15 protein-coding genes are annotated in these 16166 nt (G+C 36.6%); 9 read left to right on the top strand and 6 right to left on the bottom strand.

What is annotated here, in order from left to right; translation table 11 throughout:
• Positions 1–222: 222 nt before the first annotated feature.
• From F1560_RS18675 to rpiB, 5 genes are all read left to right on the top strand, one after another.
• The gene (locus F1560_RS18675) at positions 223–1059 is read left to right on the top strand and encodes a pyruvate, water dikinase regulatory protein (RefSeq protein ID WP_149476152.1); all 837 of its coding nucleotides are present in this window, start codon (positions 223–225) and stop codon (positions 1057–1059) included.
• Positions 1060–1266: 207 nt separating this feature from the next.
• Positions 1267–2307, top strand: a complete 1041-nt coding sequence (gene gap / locus F1560_RS18670) for a type I glyceraldehyde-3-phosphate dehydrogenase (protein ID WP_149476151.1) — start codon at positions 1267–1269, stop codon at positions 2305–2307.
• 177 nt (positions 2308–2484) lie between these two features.
• Positions 2485–3375 (top strand): class II fructose-1,6-bisphosphate aldolase, encoded by an 891-nt coding sequence (gene fba / locus F1560_RS18665; protein WP_149476150.1) that lies wholly within the window; start codon positions 2485–2487, stop codon positions 3373–3375.
• Complete coding sequence (gene tkt, locus F1560_RS18660; RefSeq protein ID WP_149476149.1) at positions 3372–5375, top strand: transketolase; 2004 nt, start codon at positions 3372–3374, stop codon at positions 5373–5375. Before fba ends, tkt begins: the two co-directional genes overlap by 4 nt.
• A gap of 104 nt (positions 5376–5479) precedes the next feature.
• Entirely contained in the window at positions 5480–5923 is a 444-nt protein-coding gene (gene rpiB / locus F1560_RS18655) for a ribose 5-phosphate isomerase B (protein ID WP_149476148.1), read from the top strand.
• 213 nt (positions 5924–6136) lie between these two features.
• Here rpiB and F1560_RS18650 read toward each other — a convergent pair whose 3' ends face one another.
• From F1560_RS18650 to zwf, 6 genes are all read right to left on the bottom strand, one after another.
• Positions 6137–7117 (bottom strand): Gfo/Idh/MocA family protein, encoded by a 981-nt coding sequence (locus F1560_RS18650; RefSeq protein ID WP_187773775.1) that lies wholly within the window; start codon positions 7115–7117, stop codon positions 6137–6139.
• Positions 7118–7346: 229 nt separating this feature from the next.
• Positions 7347–8327, bottom strand: a complete 981-nt coding sequence (gene glpX / locus F1560_RS18645) for a class II fructose-bisphosphatase (protein WP_149476146.1) — start codon at positions 8325–8327, stop codon at positions 7347–7349.
• A gap of 217 nt (positions 8328–8544) precedes the next feature.
• Positions 8545–9504 carry a 6-phosphofructokinase gene (pfkA, locus tag F1560_RS18640; RefSeq protein WP_149476145.1) on the bottom strand — a complete coding sequence of 320 codons (960 nt, stop codon included), beginning with the start codon at positions 9502–9504 and terminating at the stop codon, positions 8545–8547.
• 123 nt (positions 9505–9627) lie between these two features.
• Positions 9628–10455 carry an HAD family hydrolase gene (locus F1560_RS18635; RefSeq protein WP_149476144.1) on the bottom strand — a complete coding sequence of 276 codons (828 nt, stop codon included), beginning with the start codon at positions 10453–10455 and terminating at the stop codon, positions 9628–9630.
• A 118-nt stretch (positions 10456–10573) separates the two neighbouring features.
• Positions 10574–11983, bottom strand: a complete 1410-nt coding sequence (gene gndA, locus F1560_RS18630) for an NADP-dependent phosphogluconate dehydrogenase (RefSeq protein WP_425466048.1) — start codon at positions 11981–11983, stop codon at positions 10574–10576.
• A gap of 92 nt (positions 11984–12075) precedes the next feature.
• Entirely contained in the window at positions 12076–13605 is a 1530-nt protein-coding gene (gene zwf, locus F1560_RS18625) for a glucose-6-phosphate dehydrogenase (protein ID WP_149476142.1), read from the bottom strand.
• A gap of 192 nt (positions 13606–13797) precedes the next feature.
• Between zwf and hxlR the strand changes: the two genes are divergently transcribed.
• The 4 genes from hxlR to F1560_RS18605 all read left to right on the top strand — a co-directional run bounded on the left by hxlR (position 13798) and on the right by F1560_RS18605 (position 16033).
• On the top strand, positions 13798–14154 hold the full coding sequence (gene hxlR, locus F1560_RS18620; RefSeq protein ID WP_149476141.1) for a transcriptional activator HxlR: 357 nt from the start codon (positions 13798–13800) through the stop codon (positions 14152–14154).
• 189 nt (positions 14155–14343) lie between these two features.
• Entirely contained in the window at positions 14344–14985 is a 642-nt protein-coding gene (gene hxlA / locus F1560_RS18615) for a 3-hexulose-6-phosphate synthase (RefSeq protein WP_149476140.1), read from the top strand.
• A gap of 134 nt (positions 14986–15119) precedes the next feature.
• Positions 15120–15512, top strand: a complete 393-nt coding sequence (locus tag F1560_RS18610; protein WP_149476139.1) for a cupin domain-containing protein — start codon at positions 15120–15122, stop codon at positions 15510–15512.
• A gap of 104 nt (positions 15513–15616) precedes the next feature.
• Positions 15617–16033 (top strand): cupin domain-containing protein, encoded by a 417-nt coding sequence (locus tag F1560_RS18605; protein ID WP_149476138.1) that lies wholly within the window; start codon positions 15617–15619, stop codon positions 16031–16033.
• Positions 16034–16166: the final 133 nt, after the last annotated feature.

Genomic DNA, 16166 nt, shown 5'->3' with positions numbered 1-16166 from the left:
AAATTGGTAGAGAGGATAAAACAGTGCAGTTTTTCTATTGTCAGAATCAGAAATGAAATACTTAACTTTTTTACCATGGATTAGACGGGTTGGTTTTACATTCGTCATGCCCTTTCGTTTTAATAGTATCTTTTAATACACTATCTGAAAAAAAAGTGCATACTTACAAAAGAAAGTTTTACACAGTATACTAATTTATAAACTGATTGTAGGAGGGATTATATGAATGTTTCGAACCTGGAAGAGAGCGCTTTCCTTACTTCAAAGAACCCTGTGATTTATGTAGTCTCTGATATGTTTGGAGATATGGCTGAAAACATCGTCAAATCGGTAACGAGTCAGTTAAACATAAACTCAGTAGAAATAAGAAAGGTGGCGTTTAGGGGGAATCACAAAACAATTATAGAAGTTATTTCTGAGGCGAAACAGCAGCAGGGAATAATCGCATTTACCCTTGTTGCCTCAAAGATAAGAGAACATTTAATACAAATTGCCACAGAGAAAAATGTAATAGCTATAGATTTAATCGGTCCATTATTTATAAAAATACAACAACTATTACGCCAAGCACCTGGTCCTAATCAAATGAGTGATGAATACTACCGTAAGATTAAAGCAATAAACTTTACTATTCATTATGATGATGGAAAAGATCCGAAGGGGATCTTGGAAGCGGATATCGTTCTTATAGGAGTTTCCAGAACGTCAAAAACCCCTCTGTCTCAATATTTGGCTTATCGGGGGCTCAAGGTGGTTAATGTTCCTATCTTACCAGAAGTAGACCCACCAAAAGAACTTTTTTTAGTAGCAGCAAAAAAATGCTTCGGTTTAGCTATCAGACCTGAAACCCTGATTAAGTTTCGAAAGGAAAGACTTAAATCAATGGGTCTTAGCCCTGATGGAACTTATGCAAGTTTGGAAAGGATAGAAAAGGAACTGCATTATTTTGAAGATGTTGTAAAGCGTATCGGATGTCCGGTAGTAGATGTTTCAGACCAAGCAATAGAAGAGTCTGGTGATTTTATATTTGATATGTTTCACGGGAAGGCCCCTCGTTAAAAATATGTAATTTACTTTAATTTGGAAGTGAAAGCGATTATTAATTTGTGTTTGCAATAATGACAGTAATCTTCTTTAGTATACTTTTAGGTACTATGTAATATTAAAGACCGTACTTGTTATTAATTAATATATTGATAATAATATTAGTATCGGTAGTCAAATTTGGGTATATCACTAATTTTGGATATGGAAGGGGTTGTGTAAATGGAAGATTTCAAAGAGGCAAAAGGATTGGGGATAAGTGGTACAGGAAGAATTGGTCGGCTGTTAATTCGAAAAATAGTATCCAGTAACTATAATCAACTCAATTTAACAGCTATTAATTCTATTTACCCTATAGAAACAGTAGCTCATTTATTAAAATATGACACTGTTCATGGGACATGGGACGCCGATATATCAGTACAGGGAGAAGAACTTATCATTAATGGAGATCACATTCAGGTAGTAAATGAACGTGACCCAGGAAATATCCCTTGGAAGCAGATGGATGTTGGTATTGTGATAGACGCTACTGGAAAATTTAATAATCGTGAAGGTGCAGAAAAACATAAAGCAGCTGGAGCATCCTATGTTATTGTTACGGCGCCTGGAAAAGAGATGGATTTAACAGTAGTTATGGGAGTAAATGATCATCTTTTAGATATTTCAAAACACACCATTTTATCAGCAGCTTCATGTACTACGAATTGTGTTGCTCCCGTCTTAAGTGTACTGGATCAAGCTTTCCAAGTTCAAAGAGGATGGATGACAACAATTCATGCTTATACTTCAGACCAAAAGCATCTAGATAATCCGCATAAAGATTTACGAAGAGCTCGTTCTTGTACACAATCTATCGTTCCGACTACAACGGGGGTAGGGAAGGCACTTACGGATGTACTCCCGCATCTCTCTTCTAGTATCGAAGGGATATCAATCCGTGTACCAACACAAGATGTTTCGTTAATTGATCTCACCGTTCAAGTACAACAAGAAGTAACGCTGGAAGATGTGAAATCGCTGTTTAGAGGAATACAGTCAGGAGCATTATCGAAATACGTTGGCTATACGGAAGAACCATTAGTATCTGTCGACTATATCGGTTCTGAAAAATCAGCAGTTGTAGATGGACTTTCGGTAATGACAGCGGCAAATCAGATTAAAATATTAGCTTGGTATGATAATGAATGGGCCTATGCATGCAGAGTTGCTGATTTAGCTCAAGCAGTAAATGAAAAAACGCTTTCCTTGGCCTCGCTTTAAATTCTTAAAACTTATTTTTTATTGTCTTGTTTAGGAATAGTGCATGATAAATTAGTAACTATTTACAGCTTTCTATTTCTGAATATTTTAACTAGATGACATATTTTTAATTATGCGTTAAAGGTCAAATGTTTATTGTCTTTAAATATATTTTATAAATAAAAAGGAGAGATAATTATGGCATTAGTTTCAATGAAAGAAATGTTAATCGATGCGAAGGAAAATGGGTATGCAGTAGGTCAATTTAATATTAATAATCTTGAATTTACACAGGCAATTTTACAAGCTGCTGAAGAGGAAAAGTCTCCTGTAATTCTTGGCGTTTCTGCAGGAGCAGGTAAGTATATGAGTGGTTTTAAATTTATAGGAAAAATGGTTCGAGCATTAATCGAAGAACTAGACATCACTGTACCGGTTGCTATTCATCTTGACCATGGGGCAAGCCTGGAAGAATGTGTGCAAGCAATTCATGCTGGATTTACGTCTGTAATGATTGATGGTTCTCATCTTCCACTTGAAGAAAATATTGAGCTCACCAAACGTGTAGTTGAAGTAGCACATGCTGTCGGTATTTCAGTAGAAGCGGAACTTGGTCGTGTAGGCGCTCAAGATAGTGGTGTCATTACGAATCCGGAAGAAGCCTATGCAATCCCTGCTGAATGTGAACAGCTTGTAAGAGAAACAGGTGTAGATTGTTTTGCTCCTGCACTGGGATCTGTTCACGGACCATATAAAGGAAAACCGAATCTTGATTTTGATCGGATGTCTCAAGTATTAGAACTAACTGGTGTACCTCTTGTTCTTCATGGTGGTACAGGTATCCCAACGGATGACATTCAAAAGGCTATTTCATTTGGATCAGCAAAGATTAATGTTAATACAGAAAATCAAATAGCTACGACAAATGCTGTTCGTGAAGTGTTAGAAAGCAAACCAAACCTATATGATCCACGTAAATATCTTGGACCTGCACGTGAAGCGATTAAAGAAACAGTTAAAGGTAAAATGCGTGAGTTCGGATCATCCAATAAAGCTAGTAAAATTAAAGAAAAGGTGAGCGTATTATGATTGAACAGAAAGTAAACGTTGAACAGCTTTCCATTAATACGATTAGAACGTTGTCAATTGATGCTATTGAAAATGTTGGGTCTGGACATCCAGGACTTCCAATGGGGGCTGCCCCAATGGCTTATACACTTTGGACAAAATTAATGAATCATAATCCAAGTAATCCAAATTGGTTTAACCGGGATCGATTCACTTTGTCTGCAGGTCATGGGTCTATGTTATTATACAGCTTATTACATTTAACTGGCTACGATCTATCATTAGAAGATCTAAAAAACTTCCGGCAATGGGGGAGTAAAACACCTGGGCATCCAGAGTATGGACATACACCAGGTGTTGAGGCTACAACGGGCCCACTGGGACAGGGAATCGGTATGGCAGTTGGAATGGCAATGGCTGAAAGGCACTTAGCTTCCACTTATAATCGAGAGGATTTTAATATTATTGATCACTACACATATAGTCTTTGTGGTGATGGGGATCTAATGGAAGGCGTATCAGCAGAAGCCGCTTCATTTGCTGGACACCTTAAACTAGGTCGCTTAATTGTATTATATGATTCAAACGATATCTCACTTGATGGGGATCTTGATAAGTCATTTAGTGATAATACCGCTGGTCGATTTGAATCGTATGGATGGCAAGTTTTACGTGTGGAAGATGGTAATGATATCAAAGCCGTTGAACAGGCGCTAGCAGAAGCGAGAGAAAACAAAGACCAACCAACATTAATTGAAGTGAAGACAGTAATAGGTTATGGTTCTCCAAACAAAGGTGGTAAATCTGCTTCACATGGTGCACCACTTGGGAAAGACGAAATAAAACTAGTAAAACAAAATTATGGATGGGAATATGAAGACGCATTTTATATTCCAAATGAAGTAAAAGCACATTTTTCGGAGCTGAAAGAAGCAGGAGAACAAAAAGAACAAATCTGGAATGAATTATTTGAACAATACCAAAAAGCGTATCCAACATTGGCAAAAGAATTAGCTCAATCCATTGATGGCAAGCTTCCAGAAGGATGGGATAAAGATATACCTCCTTTTGAAGTAGGTAAAGATACTTTAGCTACCCGTGCCTCTAGTGGGAAAGCATTAAATGCTTTGGCGAAAAACGTACCACAGTTAATTGGTGGCTCGGCTGATTTATCCTCTTCTAATAATACATTTTTAGCTGGAGAGGCAGATTTTAGTTCTGAAGATTATTCCGGACGAAATATCTGGTTTGGAGTTCGTGAATTTGGAATGGGTACTGCTCTCAACGGAATGGCTCTTCATGGTGGATTAAAAGTATTTGGAGCTACATTCTTTGTTTTCTCTGACTATTTACGCCCAGCAATTCGTTTATCAGCATTAATGCAAGTACCTGTAACTTATGTGTTTACGCATGATAGTATAGCTGTCGGTGAAGATGGTCCAACGCATGAACCAGTTGAGCATTTGGCAGCATTGCGTGCAATGCCAGGGATTTCAACCATCCGTCCGGCTGACGCAAATGAGACTTTATCAGCCTGGAAATTGGCATTAGAAAGTAAAGATGAACCAACTGCTCTTGTATTGACGCGTCAAGGTCTACCAACACTTATTGATTCAAACAGAGCATATGAGGGTGTTCGTAAAGGGGCATACGTAATTTCGGAAGCAAAAGGTGATATTACTGGTTTATTATTAGCTTCTGGATCCGAAGTATCTTTAGCCGTAGAAGCGCAAAAGAAACTTGAAGAAGAGGGAGTTTTTGTTTCAGTTGTCAGTATGCCAAGTTGGGACCGTTTTGAAAAACAATCGGATGCCTATAAAGAGAGTGTATTGCCTAGCAAGGTAAAAGTTCGTCTTGGAATTGAAATGGGCTCTTCCCTAGGATGGGGTAAATACATTCACGAAAAAGGTGATGTACTGAGCGTTGATACATTTGGGGCATCTGCACCGGGCGGTAAAGTACTTGAAGAGTATGGATTTACTGTTGAAAATGTAGTTTCCCAATTTAAAAAGCTGCTTTAAGAAACGGAACGAATAACAAAGGGGTCGTTAAGACCAAAAAAATGTAGGTAGATTTCAACTATTGAAACTACCTACATTTATATTGACTTAGAAGGAGGATGAGTATGAAAGTTGCAATCGCATCTGATCATGGTGGTATTAACATTCGTAAAGAGATAATCTTATTATTGGAAGAAATGAATATTGAATTTGAGGATTTAGGGTGTGAATGTACGAACTCTGTTGACTATCCAGACTACGCATTCCCAGTAGCTAGGAAAGTATCCAGTGGGGAAGTGGACCGCGGTATTTTAATTTGCGGTACAGGTATTGGAATGAGCATTGCGGCAAATAAAGTAAATGGAGTCCGTTGTGCACTCGTACATGATACATTTAGTGCTAGAGTAACCAGAGAGCATAATGATACGAATATATTAGCAATGGGAGAAAGAGTGATTGGTCCAGGACTAGCTCGCGATATTGTGAAAGTGTGGTTAAGCACAGATTTTGAGTATGGAAGACATGAAAATCGTGTGAATAAAATAAAAGCATATGAAGTGAACACTTGATTCATAAACTTGATAGAATTACATTATCATTCTTTTATAAAAAATAACAAATGGTTTTCGAGTGTGGTTTATACAACTGAAGTAATTATAAAAATTAAAACAGTCTCCTTCCTATAATTTATCAAGAAGGAGGCTGTTTTAATCTTCATTAACACTTGTTTTTGCAATCTCGCAATCTAGGTTCATAACTATCTTGTGGCTCCTAAAACTACGCTAATTTTCATCGGTGAAAAATATTCGCTCTTTTTTTCTGGCTATTTCTAAAAATTTAACTACAAGTCCGCTTCGCTCCAATAATTCATCATGGTATCTTTTATCGTTTTCTTCAATGATTTTAACGAAACTTTCAACTTCATATACCATATCCAATTCAGTGCTTGAATCTGTAAGGATCTCTGTTTTCTTTGTTTTCCGGTCATAAAAATGAACTGTATTGATTGGAGCAAGATGGTCGATTGTTAACGTACCATCTTCTCCATGAATTTCTGATGGAATGGTGGCCTGTGCTATTTTTGAACACATAATGGTAACGTTAAAATCAGGGTACATAGCAATTAAAGTTCCGCTTCCATCTATTCCATTTGATAACTTGACTGGGAAGTAAGCAATATCAAATGGTTCTCCAAATAAATCAATTGCCATACTTAACGGATATATACCCAAATCCATTAATGCTCCACCGGCAAACTCTTTTGAAAAGATATTTGGAATTGTACCCTTCTTGAACTCATCGTATCGTGAAGAGTATTGCACATACTGTAATATCGCACTTCTAATTTGCCCTGCTTTTGATAATGCCGCTTTTAGTGTATAGTAATTTGGGGTAAATAAATGACGAAGTCCTTCAAAAAGAAAGACTCCTTTTTTATGTGCTTCCTCTTTTAGTGTTTTCCATTGTTGTTCAGTATAAACTAATGGCTTCTCACAAAACACATGCTTTCCTTGAGCAATGCTTTTCCGTATATGCTCATAATGTAAAGTGTTTGGGGATGCTATATAGATAAAATCAATTGGTTCTTGCAGCATTTCATCAATATCTGTGAACCGCTTCATTGCCCCGTTATTTTCTGCGAACTGTTGTGCTTTTTGGGGCGATCTCGAATAGATAGAATGAAGATACGCTTTACCAGATGCATTCGCTGCTTCAATAAATTTTTGTGTAATCCAGCTAGTTCCTATTGTAGAAAAAATCATTTTTATCATCCTTTTACTTCTAACCGACTGTTCTCTATAAACATAACTATCCAACCATCGATTGAAATATCTTAACGGTATATTATTAGTTATGATATCTGGTAAATCAAATAAACACACTCTGTTTACCTAATATTCAGACCAGTCTAAATGGATTTTATAAAAATAATATTCGGTCTTTTATGTTGATAAAATAATGAATCGATTTATAACACGTGAGAGATTCTAGTTACTGTTTATGATAAGACTCAATGAATTGCAGTTTACGATTTCCTTCTCCAGTTGCTAGGAAAGACTGGGTCTTGATTAAACCATTTTCTTGCTTTTGAACACCTTTTAAAATATGTTCATCAGAAATTGCTGTTGCGACAAAAAGACATTGATCTGATTTAACAATTTCATCTAATGTTAAAACTTTTTCAGGATCAGGTAATCCCATTTTTATACAACGATCAATTTCCGCTTGATTCTGAGGAGCTAGCTTCCCTTGAAAATCCCCGCCTAGACATTTTAATGCAGTCGCAGCGATTACGCCCTCTGGTGCTCCACCTGTACCGATAAGGATATCTACATCAATGCCTTCAATGGCTGTAGTTATTGCACTGGTAATATCTCCATCCGTAAACAACTTAACGCTAGCTCCTATGTCGAGTACTTCTTTAATGAAATGATCGTGACGCGGTCTATCCTGTATCATTACTGTTAATTCCCTTACGTCTTTTCCGAGAGCGCGAGCGACAGAATACATATTTTCCGTTAAGGATGCTTCAATATTTATCGCACCTTTTGCATTTGGTCCGACAGCTAACTTTTTCATATACATGTCTGGAGCGTGTAGCAAACTTCCTCCAATAGCAGCGGCAATAACGGCGATTGAATTATTTTTACCCTTTGATAGAGCGGTAGTCCCGTCTACGGGGTCAACTGCAATATCTATTTCAGGTCCTGATCCTGTCCCGAGTCTTTCGCCGATGTAAAGCATCGGGGCTTCGTCCATCTCACCTTCACCAATAACAATTGAGGCTCTCATGTTAATAAGGTTTAATCGATTACGCATCGCTTCTGTTCCGGCGTCATCTGCTTGGATTTTATCTCCTTTCCCTTTCCACGGAAAAGAAGCAATAGCAGCTTGCTGCACTACATCGAGAAAATCCATGGCCAACATTTTAACATCTTGTTTACTAATTACATTGGTTTTTAATTCACTCATTAGAATCCTCCTATGCTTTTTATTTCGTCATTTCTGTACAATATTAATTATAACCTGTACGATCCGAACTTATAAGTATGCACTTTAATAACATATAGTGTCGAAATGGATACTATTAATAAAAATCGAAATACCATTTGTAGAAAAGAACCGACTTCCTTTTCATCTTGGAAACCGGCTCCTCGGGATATGCCTCATTCATACAAGCTTCTTCATTTTATATGGATAGACTTCTTGCTAAATGGTAGATAGATAAATCAATATTATGTTTTTCCTCAGATGCCTCTTCAAAAGACGTATGAATGAGTTTTCCGTTTTTGAATCCTACCATTAAACCTTTTTTGCCCTCTACTAATAAATCTACAGCTTTTGCCCCCATCTGACTGCTTATCATTCTGTCAAAGGCACTTGGAGCACCACCCCGTTGAAGGTGCCCGAGAATCGAAACCTTTGTGTCATACTCTGTTTCTTGTTTAATCATTTCTCCTATTTCGATTCCTTTGCCGACACCTTCAGCAACGACAATGATACTATGCATCTTGCCACGCTTGGCTCCTTGTTTAACTCGATCAATCACATCCGTCGGATCGTAACCAACCTCAGGGATAATAATTGATTCTGCCCCCGTACACATCCCGGCCCACAGGGCAATATCTCCCGCGTCGCGTCCCATAACTTCAATAACGTAAGTACGTTCATGGGAAACGGCTGTATCACGAATCTTATCAATGGCTTCAACCGCTGTGTTTACTGCAGTATCAAATCCGATCGAATATTCCGTTCCAGCAATATCATTATCAATGGTTCCAGGTATGCCAATTGTCGGTAAACCTCGATCATTTAATATCTTGGCAGCCTTAAAGGAACCGTCTCCACCAATAATGATTAGACCATCAATATCATTTTCTTTTAATTGATTTAAAGCTTGCTGTTGTCCTTCAACTGTCTTGAACTCCTCACAGCGTGTACTTTGTAACATAGTTCCGCCTCGATGAATAATATCACCGACACTTCCAAGATCCATGGGAATAAAATCTCCTCGTATTAATCCCTTCATACCATTTTGAACACCATAAACATCCAGCCCTTTGAAAAGGACTCTACGAACAACCGCTCGAATGGCGGTATTCATGCCTGGAGCATCGCCACCACTAGTTAATACAGCAATCTTCTTCATTTTCATTTCCTCCATTATAGTAATATCTAATCTGCAATCGTTATACCAACCATAGGGTACAAGTTTAAAAGTTAGTCTCAATTGTTTTAAATTAACTTTTCAATTTTCAGTTATAGCAAGTTTCTATAAGGGATTATAATTTAAATTCATACTGGATAATTGCAAAAGGTATTCCACAGCATAGGAAAACCCATCTTCATCATTGTTTTTTGTTACAAAATCTGCTACTCGTTGAATATGAGAAGGGGCATTCCCCATAGCTATTGAAGTAGTTGCTACATCAAATTGAGAAAGATCGTTATCTCCATCTCCAATAGCATAAATCTTATCAAAGGTTAGATTCATTTTTTGCTGATAACGCAATAGAGCCTTCCCTTTTTGCGCTTCATTTGAAGTGATTTCCAAATTATTAGGAAAAGAAGAAGCTATTGAAATATCAAGCATAGAAATTAGGGCTTTTTTTACCTCTTCGATCTTTTTTAATTGACTATAGTCTACCAAAGCAATAAGTTTATAAACTTTTAGATTTTCCCTATTCAAAATAGAATCGTAATTATATTCGCGAAACAAAATATCCTGTTCTTCTTTACTTTTTTGACGCAAATCTGGTAAAGAAGAAGGGAAGTTTCCGTAATTCGTGTATACAAGAATTCCTACTCCAATTTTTTTTAGTACAGAAAATATCACTTCATAAACAGAAATGGGTATAGTAGCTTCAAAGAAAACCTCTCTTGATTTGGAATATAAAATAGAACCATTCATACAAAATATTGGAATATTCATATCCCGTAAGCTTTTAAATTTGATTACATCCTTATAAGCTCGCCCTGTATTAACAATAACTTCATATCCATTTTTTTGTAATTCTCTTAAAGCTATACTATTTCCCTCGGATATTTCATGTTGAGAATTTAATAAGGTCCCATCTAAATCGATTGAAAAGCAATTCATCATCTCACTCCTGTTACCATATTATTTCTACGATAGATACTGTAAACTTAATGAATTATCACACAGAAAAAGGCTTATATGAATTTTAAAAAACAGTGTGTTGCCTTCTTAGAGGAATTTATCTTCTTTGAAACCACTCTGTATGGAACGTACCTTCTTTGTCTTTGCGTTCATACGTGTGTGCACCAAAGTAATCACGTTGTGCTTGAATTAAGTTTGCTGGCAGATCAGCTGTACGATAGCTGTCATAGTAAGCAATTGCACTAGAGAATGTTGGTGCAGCAATTCCGTTTTGTACTGCCAACGCTACAACTTCACGTAATGCAGATTGATAGTTCTCCACAACCTCTTTAAAATAAGGATCCAGCATTAAGTTAGCTAATTGCGGTTCACGATCATAAGCATCTTTAATTTTTTGCAGGAAGTTTGCACGGATAATACAGCCACCGCGCCAGATCATCGCAATTTCACCATATTGAAGATCCCAGCCGTTCTCCTCTGAAGCTGCACGCATTTGTGCAAATCCTTGCGCGTAAGAAACAATCTTACTCATATACAATGCTTTTCGAACCGCTTCAATTAATTCTTGACGATTACCTTCGTGTTTTTGCGCGCTTGGACCAGATAGTTCATCGCTTGCTTTCACACGCTCGTCTTTCAAAGATGAAATGAAGCGGGCAAATACTGATTCCGTTATAAGTGGCAGTGGAACGCCGAGATCCAATGCATTTTTACTGGTCCATTTACCAGTTCCTTTTTGGCCTGCTTTATCCATAATGACATCTACTAAAGGTTTTCCTGTTTCGTCATCTGTTTTCGTAAAGATATCTGCAGTAATCTCGATGAGATAGCTGTCAAGCTCACCTTTATTCCACTCCGTAAATACTTCATGCAGCTCGTTAGCATCCATGCCGAGCACATTTTTTAAAATATCGTATGCTTCAGCAATTAACTGCATATCCCCGTATTCAATGCCATTGTGGACCATTTTTACGAAGTGTCCAGCACCATTTGGTCCGATATATGTCACACATGGATCGCCATCCACTTTTGCAGAAATAGCTTCAAAGATAGGTGCAACAAGCTCATAAGCTTCTTTCTGTCCACCAGGCATCATCGATGGGCCATTTAGGGCACCTTCTTCTCCACCAGATACTCCTGTTCCAATAAAATGGATACCTGTTTCATCAAGCATTTTATTACGACGCATCGTATCTTCAAATAATGTGTTTCCACCGTCGATTAGAATATCGCCTTTTTCTAGGTAGGGTTGTAAAGATTCGATTGTCGCATCCGTTGCCGCCCCAGCTTTTACCATCAATAAAATTTGGCGTGGTCTTTCTAGTGAATTTACAAACTCTTCAATGGCCTTCGCTCCAACAAAGTTCTTTCCTTGTGCTTCATTTGCCAGGAAATCCTCTGTTTTCTCATAAGAACGGTTAAATACCGCTACAGAGTATCCTCTGCTTTCAATATTTAAAGCTAAGTTTTTCCCCATTACTGCTAAACCGATAACACCGAATTTCATCATGGATCAATCCTTTCAATTTGTTTGTCTTATTTATTTAGGTCTAAAATGAAGTTTCACTTTATGATTTAAAACATAAAGAAGTAAGTTATCTACCACCATGTAAATCCATCTTTTTCCAGAAGTTGATCAGCAGCCTTCGGTCCCGTTGAACCTGAAGGATATAGGTGTAGAGGTAGTATATCTTCCTTAAACGCTTCCAAAATAGGTTGTATCCATTTCCAAGATAGTTCGAGTTCACTCCAATGCGCAAAGAAAGTTTGATCACCTTGCAAAGCATCGAATAATAGCAGTTCATAGGCCTCTGGTATTTCTTTTTGGCTAGTGGAAAATTCTACAATGATTGGTTCGATTTCTCCACCTTTTAGTGGGTTTCTACTATTTAATTGAAAGAAAACTCCTTCGTTAGGACTGACTTCTATAATTAAAATATTTGGAGACAACTCCTCACGTTGAGCAATATAGGCACATTTCAATGGTTTTTTAAATTCAATCACAATACGTGTAGATTTTTCTTTCATTCTTTTTCCTGTACGGATATAAAATGGAACGCCACTCCAAAAAGGGTCTTCTATCTGAACGCGTGCGGCAAAAAATGTATCCGTTTTTGAGGTTTCATCTACCTCCTGCTCTTCCGTATATCCGACGACGGATTCACCGAGTATTTCTCCAGAATCATATTGACCACGGACTACATGTGAATTTATTTCTTCTATCTGAAATGCTTGAAGAGATTCCATGATCTTTCTTTTCTCTTTACGGATACTTTTTACACTATTGTGTTTCGGCAGATGTACAGCAGTCATCATTAACATTTGTAACATGTGGTTTTGAACCATATCGCGAATCGCACCAGATTGTTCATAAAAATCCGCCCTGTTTTCTATCCCAACTGTTTCACTAGCGGTGATTTGTACATTAGCAATATGTTGATTGTTCCATAATGCTTTAATAACAGGATTGGCAAATTTCAGAGCTTCGAGGTTTTGTATCATAGATTTACCGAGGTAGTGGTCTATACGATAAATTTCGTCTTCTTCAAAAGCCACACTTAGTTTCTTATTTAGCTGCTGAGCTGATTTTAAGTCTTCTCCAAACGGTTTTTCAATAATTAGACGTTTCCAGCCTTTTGTAGAACTTAACCCACTTTTTTTGATGTTCATTGTAATGGCATCGAAAAGTTGTGGGGCAACTGATAAATAAAACAAACGATTTTCCGGGATATTTAATTCTTCCTCGTTTTTTCGAATCATCTCTAATAATTTTTCATATTCCTTATCATTATTTACATCTAAAGTACTGTATTGAAATGCTTGGATAAATCGTTCCATTTTTGAATGATCCGTAGGCAGACGTCTAGAAAAAGTAGTTAGTGATTCCTTTACATGTGTTTGAAAGACATTATTCGACCACTCTCTTCTACCCAGGCCTATAACAGAGAACGAGTCAGGGATTTTCCCATCTAGGAATAAATTATAAAGTGCAGGAAATACTTTCCTTTTGGCTAAATCTCCTGTTGATCCAAATAAAACCAATGTTACAGAATCTAATTCTAATGACTCTGATATACTCGGGTTATTATCTTCTAAGTTAATATTACGTTTAACAGCTACACCGTCCATCTAATTTCCTCCTAACTTTTTATCTTAGTGTTGTAATTATGTGATTTATAAATATATTCTTTCAATAATAATTATAATCCCAATACCTTTCATTTGTAAGTACGCACTTTTTTGTTATATAGTATTAAAAATAACACCATTTTTAAAATAGTGTTATTTTTTATGCTATTACAATGAATAGGAGATGAGGTAATGAGGCTTCTGAATAACAGGACGTTTAATTGTGGAAAAGAGCTTACACTTGCAATTATCGGTGGTAAATGGAAAATGCTGATCATGTGGCACCTAGGAAAAGATGGAACCAAGCGATTTGGTGAACTTAAAACTTTAATCCCAGGAATTACGCAACGAATGCTTGTTAGTCAATTAAGAGAACTAGAAGAAGACCTTATTATTCAACGTAAAGTTTACCCAGTTGTTCCACCAAAGGTAGAATATTCAATAACGGAAAAAGGAGAGAGCTTGATGCCGATTCTTGAATCTATGTATAAGTGGGGGAATGACTATATGGAGAATGTCATGAAAATAGATAAATCTCTAATCAAATAATCTCATCAGATAGGATAGGTACATTTTTATATACGCTTTACTCCTCCTTATATCGTCTTAAAAAGGGACAGTATGTTTATATACACTATATGAATTTAAAGTGCGTACTTTTATTACTAAAAGTTCTACCCTATAATCATAGTAAGCATTACACCATATCTAGTAATAATCCTAAGAGGAGGAGAATTCATGGAATTACAATTAGCATTGGATTTAGTTAACACGGAGGAAGCGAAGGCAATAGTTGCAGAGGTGCAGGATCATATTGACATTGTAGAAATTGGTACGCCAGTTGTTAAAATTGAAGGATTAAGAGCTGTAAAAGAAATTAAAGAAGCTTTTCCTCATTTACAAGTACTGGCAGACACAAAAACGATGGATGCAGCAGGGTACGAGGTATTGAAAGCATCTGAGGCTGGTGCTGATATTGTTACTATTTTAGGGGTAGCTGAAGACGCATCAATCAAAGGTGCTGTTGAAGAAGCGAAAAAACAAGGAAAGAAAATCCTTGTAGATTTAATTGCGGTAAAGGATATTAAGAAAAGAGCAAAAGAGCTGGATGCATTTGGTGTAGACTACATTTGTGTACACACTGGTTATGACTTACAGGCAGAAGGTAAAAACTCTTTTAAAGATCTAGAAACAATTAAGCGTGTAGTAAAGAATGCAAAAACAGCTATTGCAGGTGGCATTAAATTGGAAACGCTACCAGAAGTATTGAAGTCACAACCTGACCTAGTTATCGTTGGTGGAGGTATTGCTAATAAAGAGGATAAAAAAGGTGCAGCTGCTGCAATACAGCGTTTGATGAAACAAGAAGCAACCGTATAAAAATCTCCTTTCTATTGTTATTTTAACCAGTAGTAAATTGTGCAATGAATTAACAGATTATTACCAAAAATAAACAAATTCTAATATTAATTATGTAAGCGTAAACAAAATTAAAGAATATAGGAGTGAATAAGATGAGTGAAAAAACAGCATCACAAACAAAATACAATTATTTAAGCCAAAATCCAGGTGTACAATTAATTAAAGCAGGAACTTATGAGCCAAAACGATTAACGAATAAGAGTCAGATTATAGATGTCCCTGTTAGTTCAAATGAAAATCAAGTTCAACTTGGTTATTTCAATATGCAACCAGGAGAGGAATTTGAATTCGTTTATGAGTTTTTGGAAATTAAAACAGTTATTGAAGGAAAGATTGTTGTTCGTGATGATCAAGGTAAAAAGTATGTTGCAACAGAGGGGGACGTTTTTATTTTCACACCTCATACAACAGTCGTCTTTGATGCGGAAAGTGATGGAAAAGCTATTTATTCTGCGCATCGCGCACCTGAAGATTCCATGTTGTAATAGAAAAAGAAAGATCATTACGTGATTTACACTCTAAACCTTATTTATTAAGTATTTATTGAAAGTTGTACGTTTAACAATTAAAAATAAATGGAGTGAAGAAAATGAGCAGCCGTACTGCAACAAAGGACAATTACACTTACTTGAGTCAAAAACCAGGTTTACAACTAATTAAAGATGGATCTTATGAAAAGAAAGAATTAAATGCAGAATTAGGTATTCCTGAAGTAAGAAGTCAAATTATAGAGGCACCACTTACTACTAATAATGATGCGGTGACATTAGGATTCTTTTCCATGCAAAAAGCATCCAAAGGTTTTGAATTTGAGTATGACTTTTTAGAACTAAAAACGGTGGTCCGTGGGAAATTTGTCTTAAGTGATAATTATGGAAACAGTTTTGTAGCAACAGAAGGAGACGTTGTAATAATCAATCCAGGTACAGTTGTTAACTTCTCTGGTGAGAGTGATGGTGAGGCTGTGTACGTAGCGCATAGACTTCCAGAACCCGCATTTAATTAATCTCACAAATATACTTTTCTTGGCTGATTTGTTGAGAGAACTCTCTATAAATTGGGTAAAGATATTAAACGAAGTGATTACAAACATTAGTGATTATAAATTCCAGTGGAACTTAAACCTAACTAGTCAAATA

It is taken from the genome of Oceanobacillus polygoni (genome assembly GCF_008304605.1).
Classification (GTDB): Bacteria; Bacillota; Bacilli; order Bacillales; family Amphibacillaceae; genus Oceanobacillus; species Oceanobacillus polygoni.
Note: the sequence above shows the minus strand (reverse complement) of the source record. Positions and strands in the feature narration are given on the sequence as shown.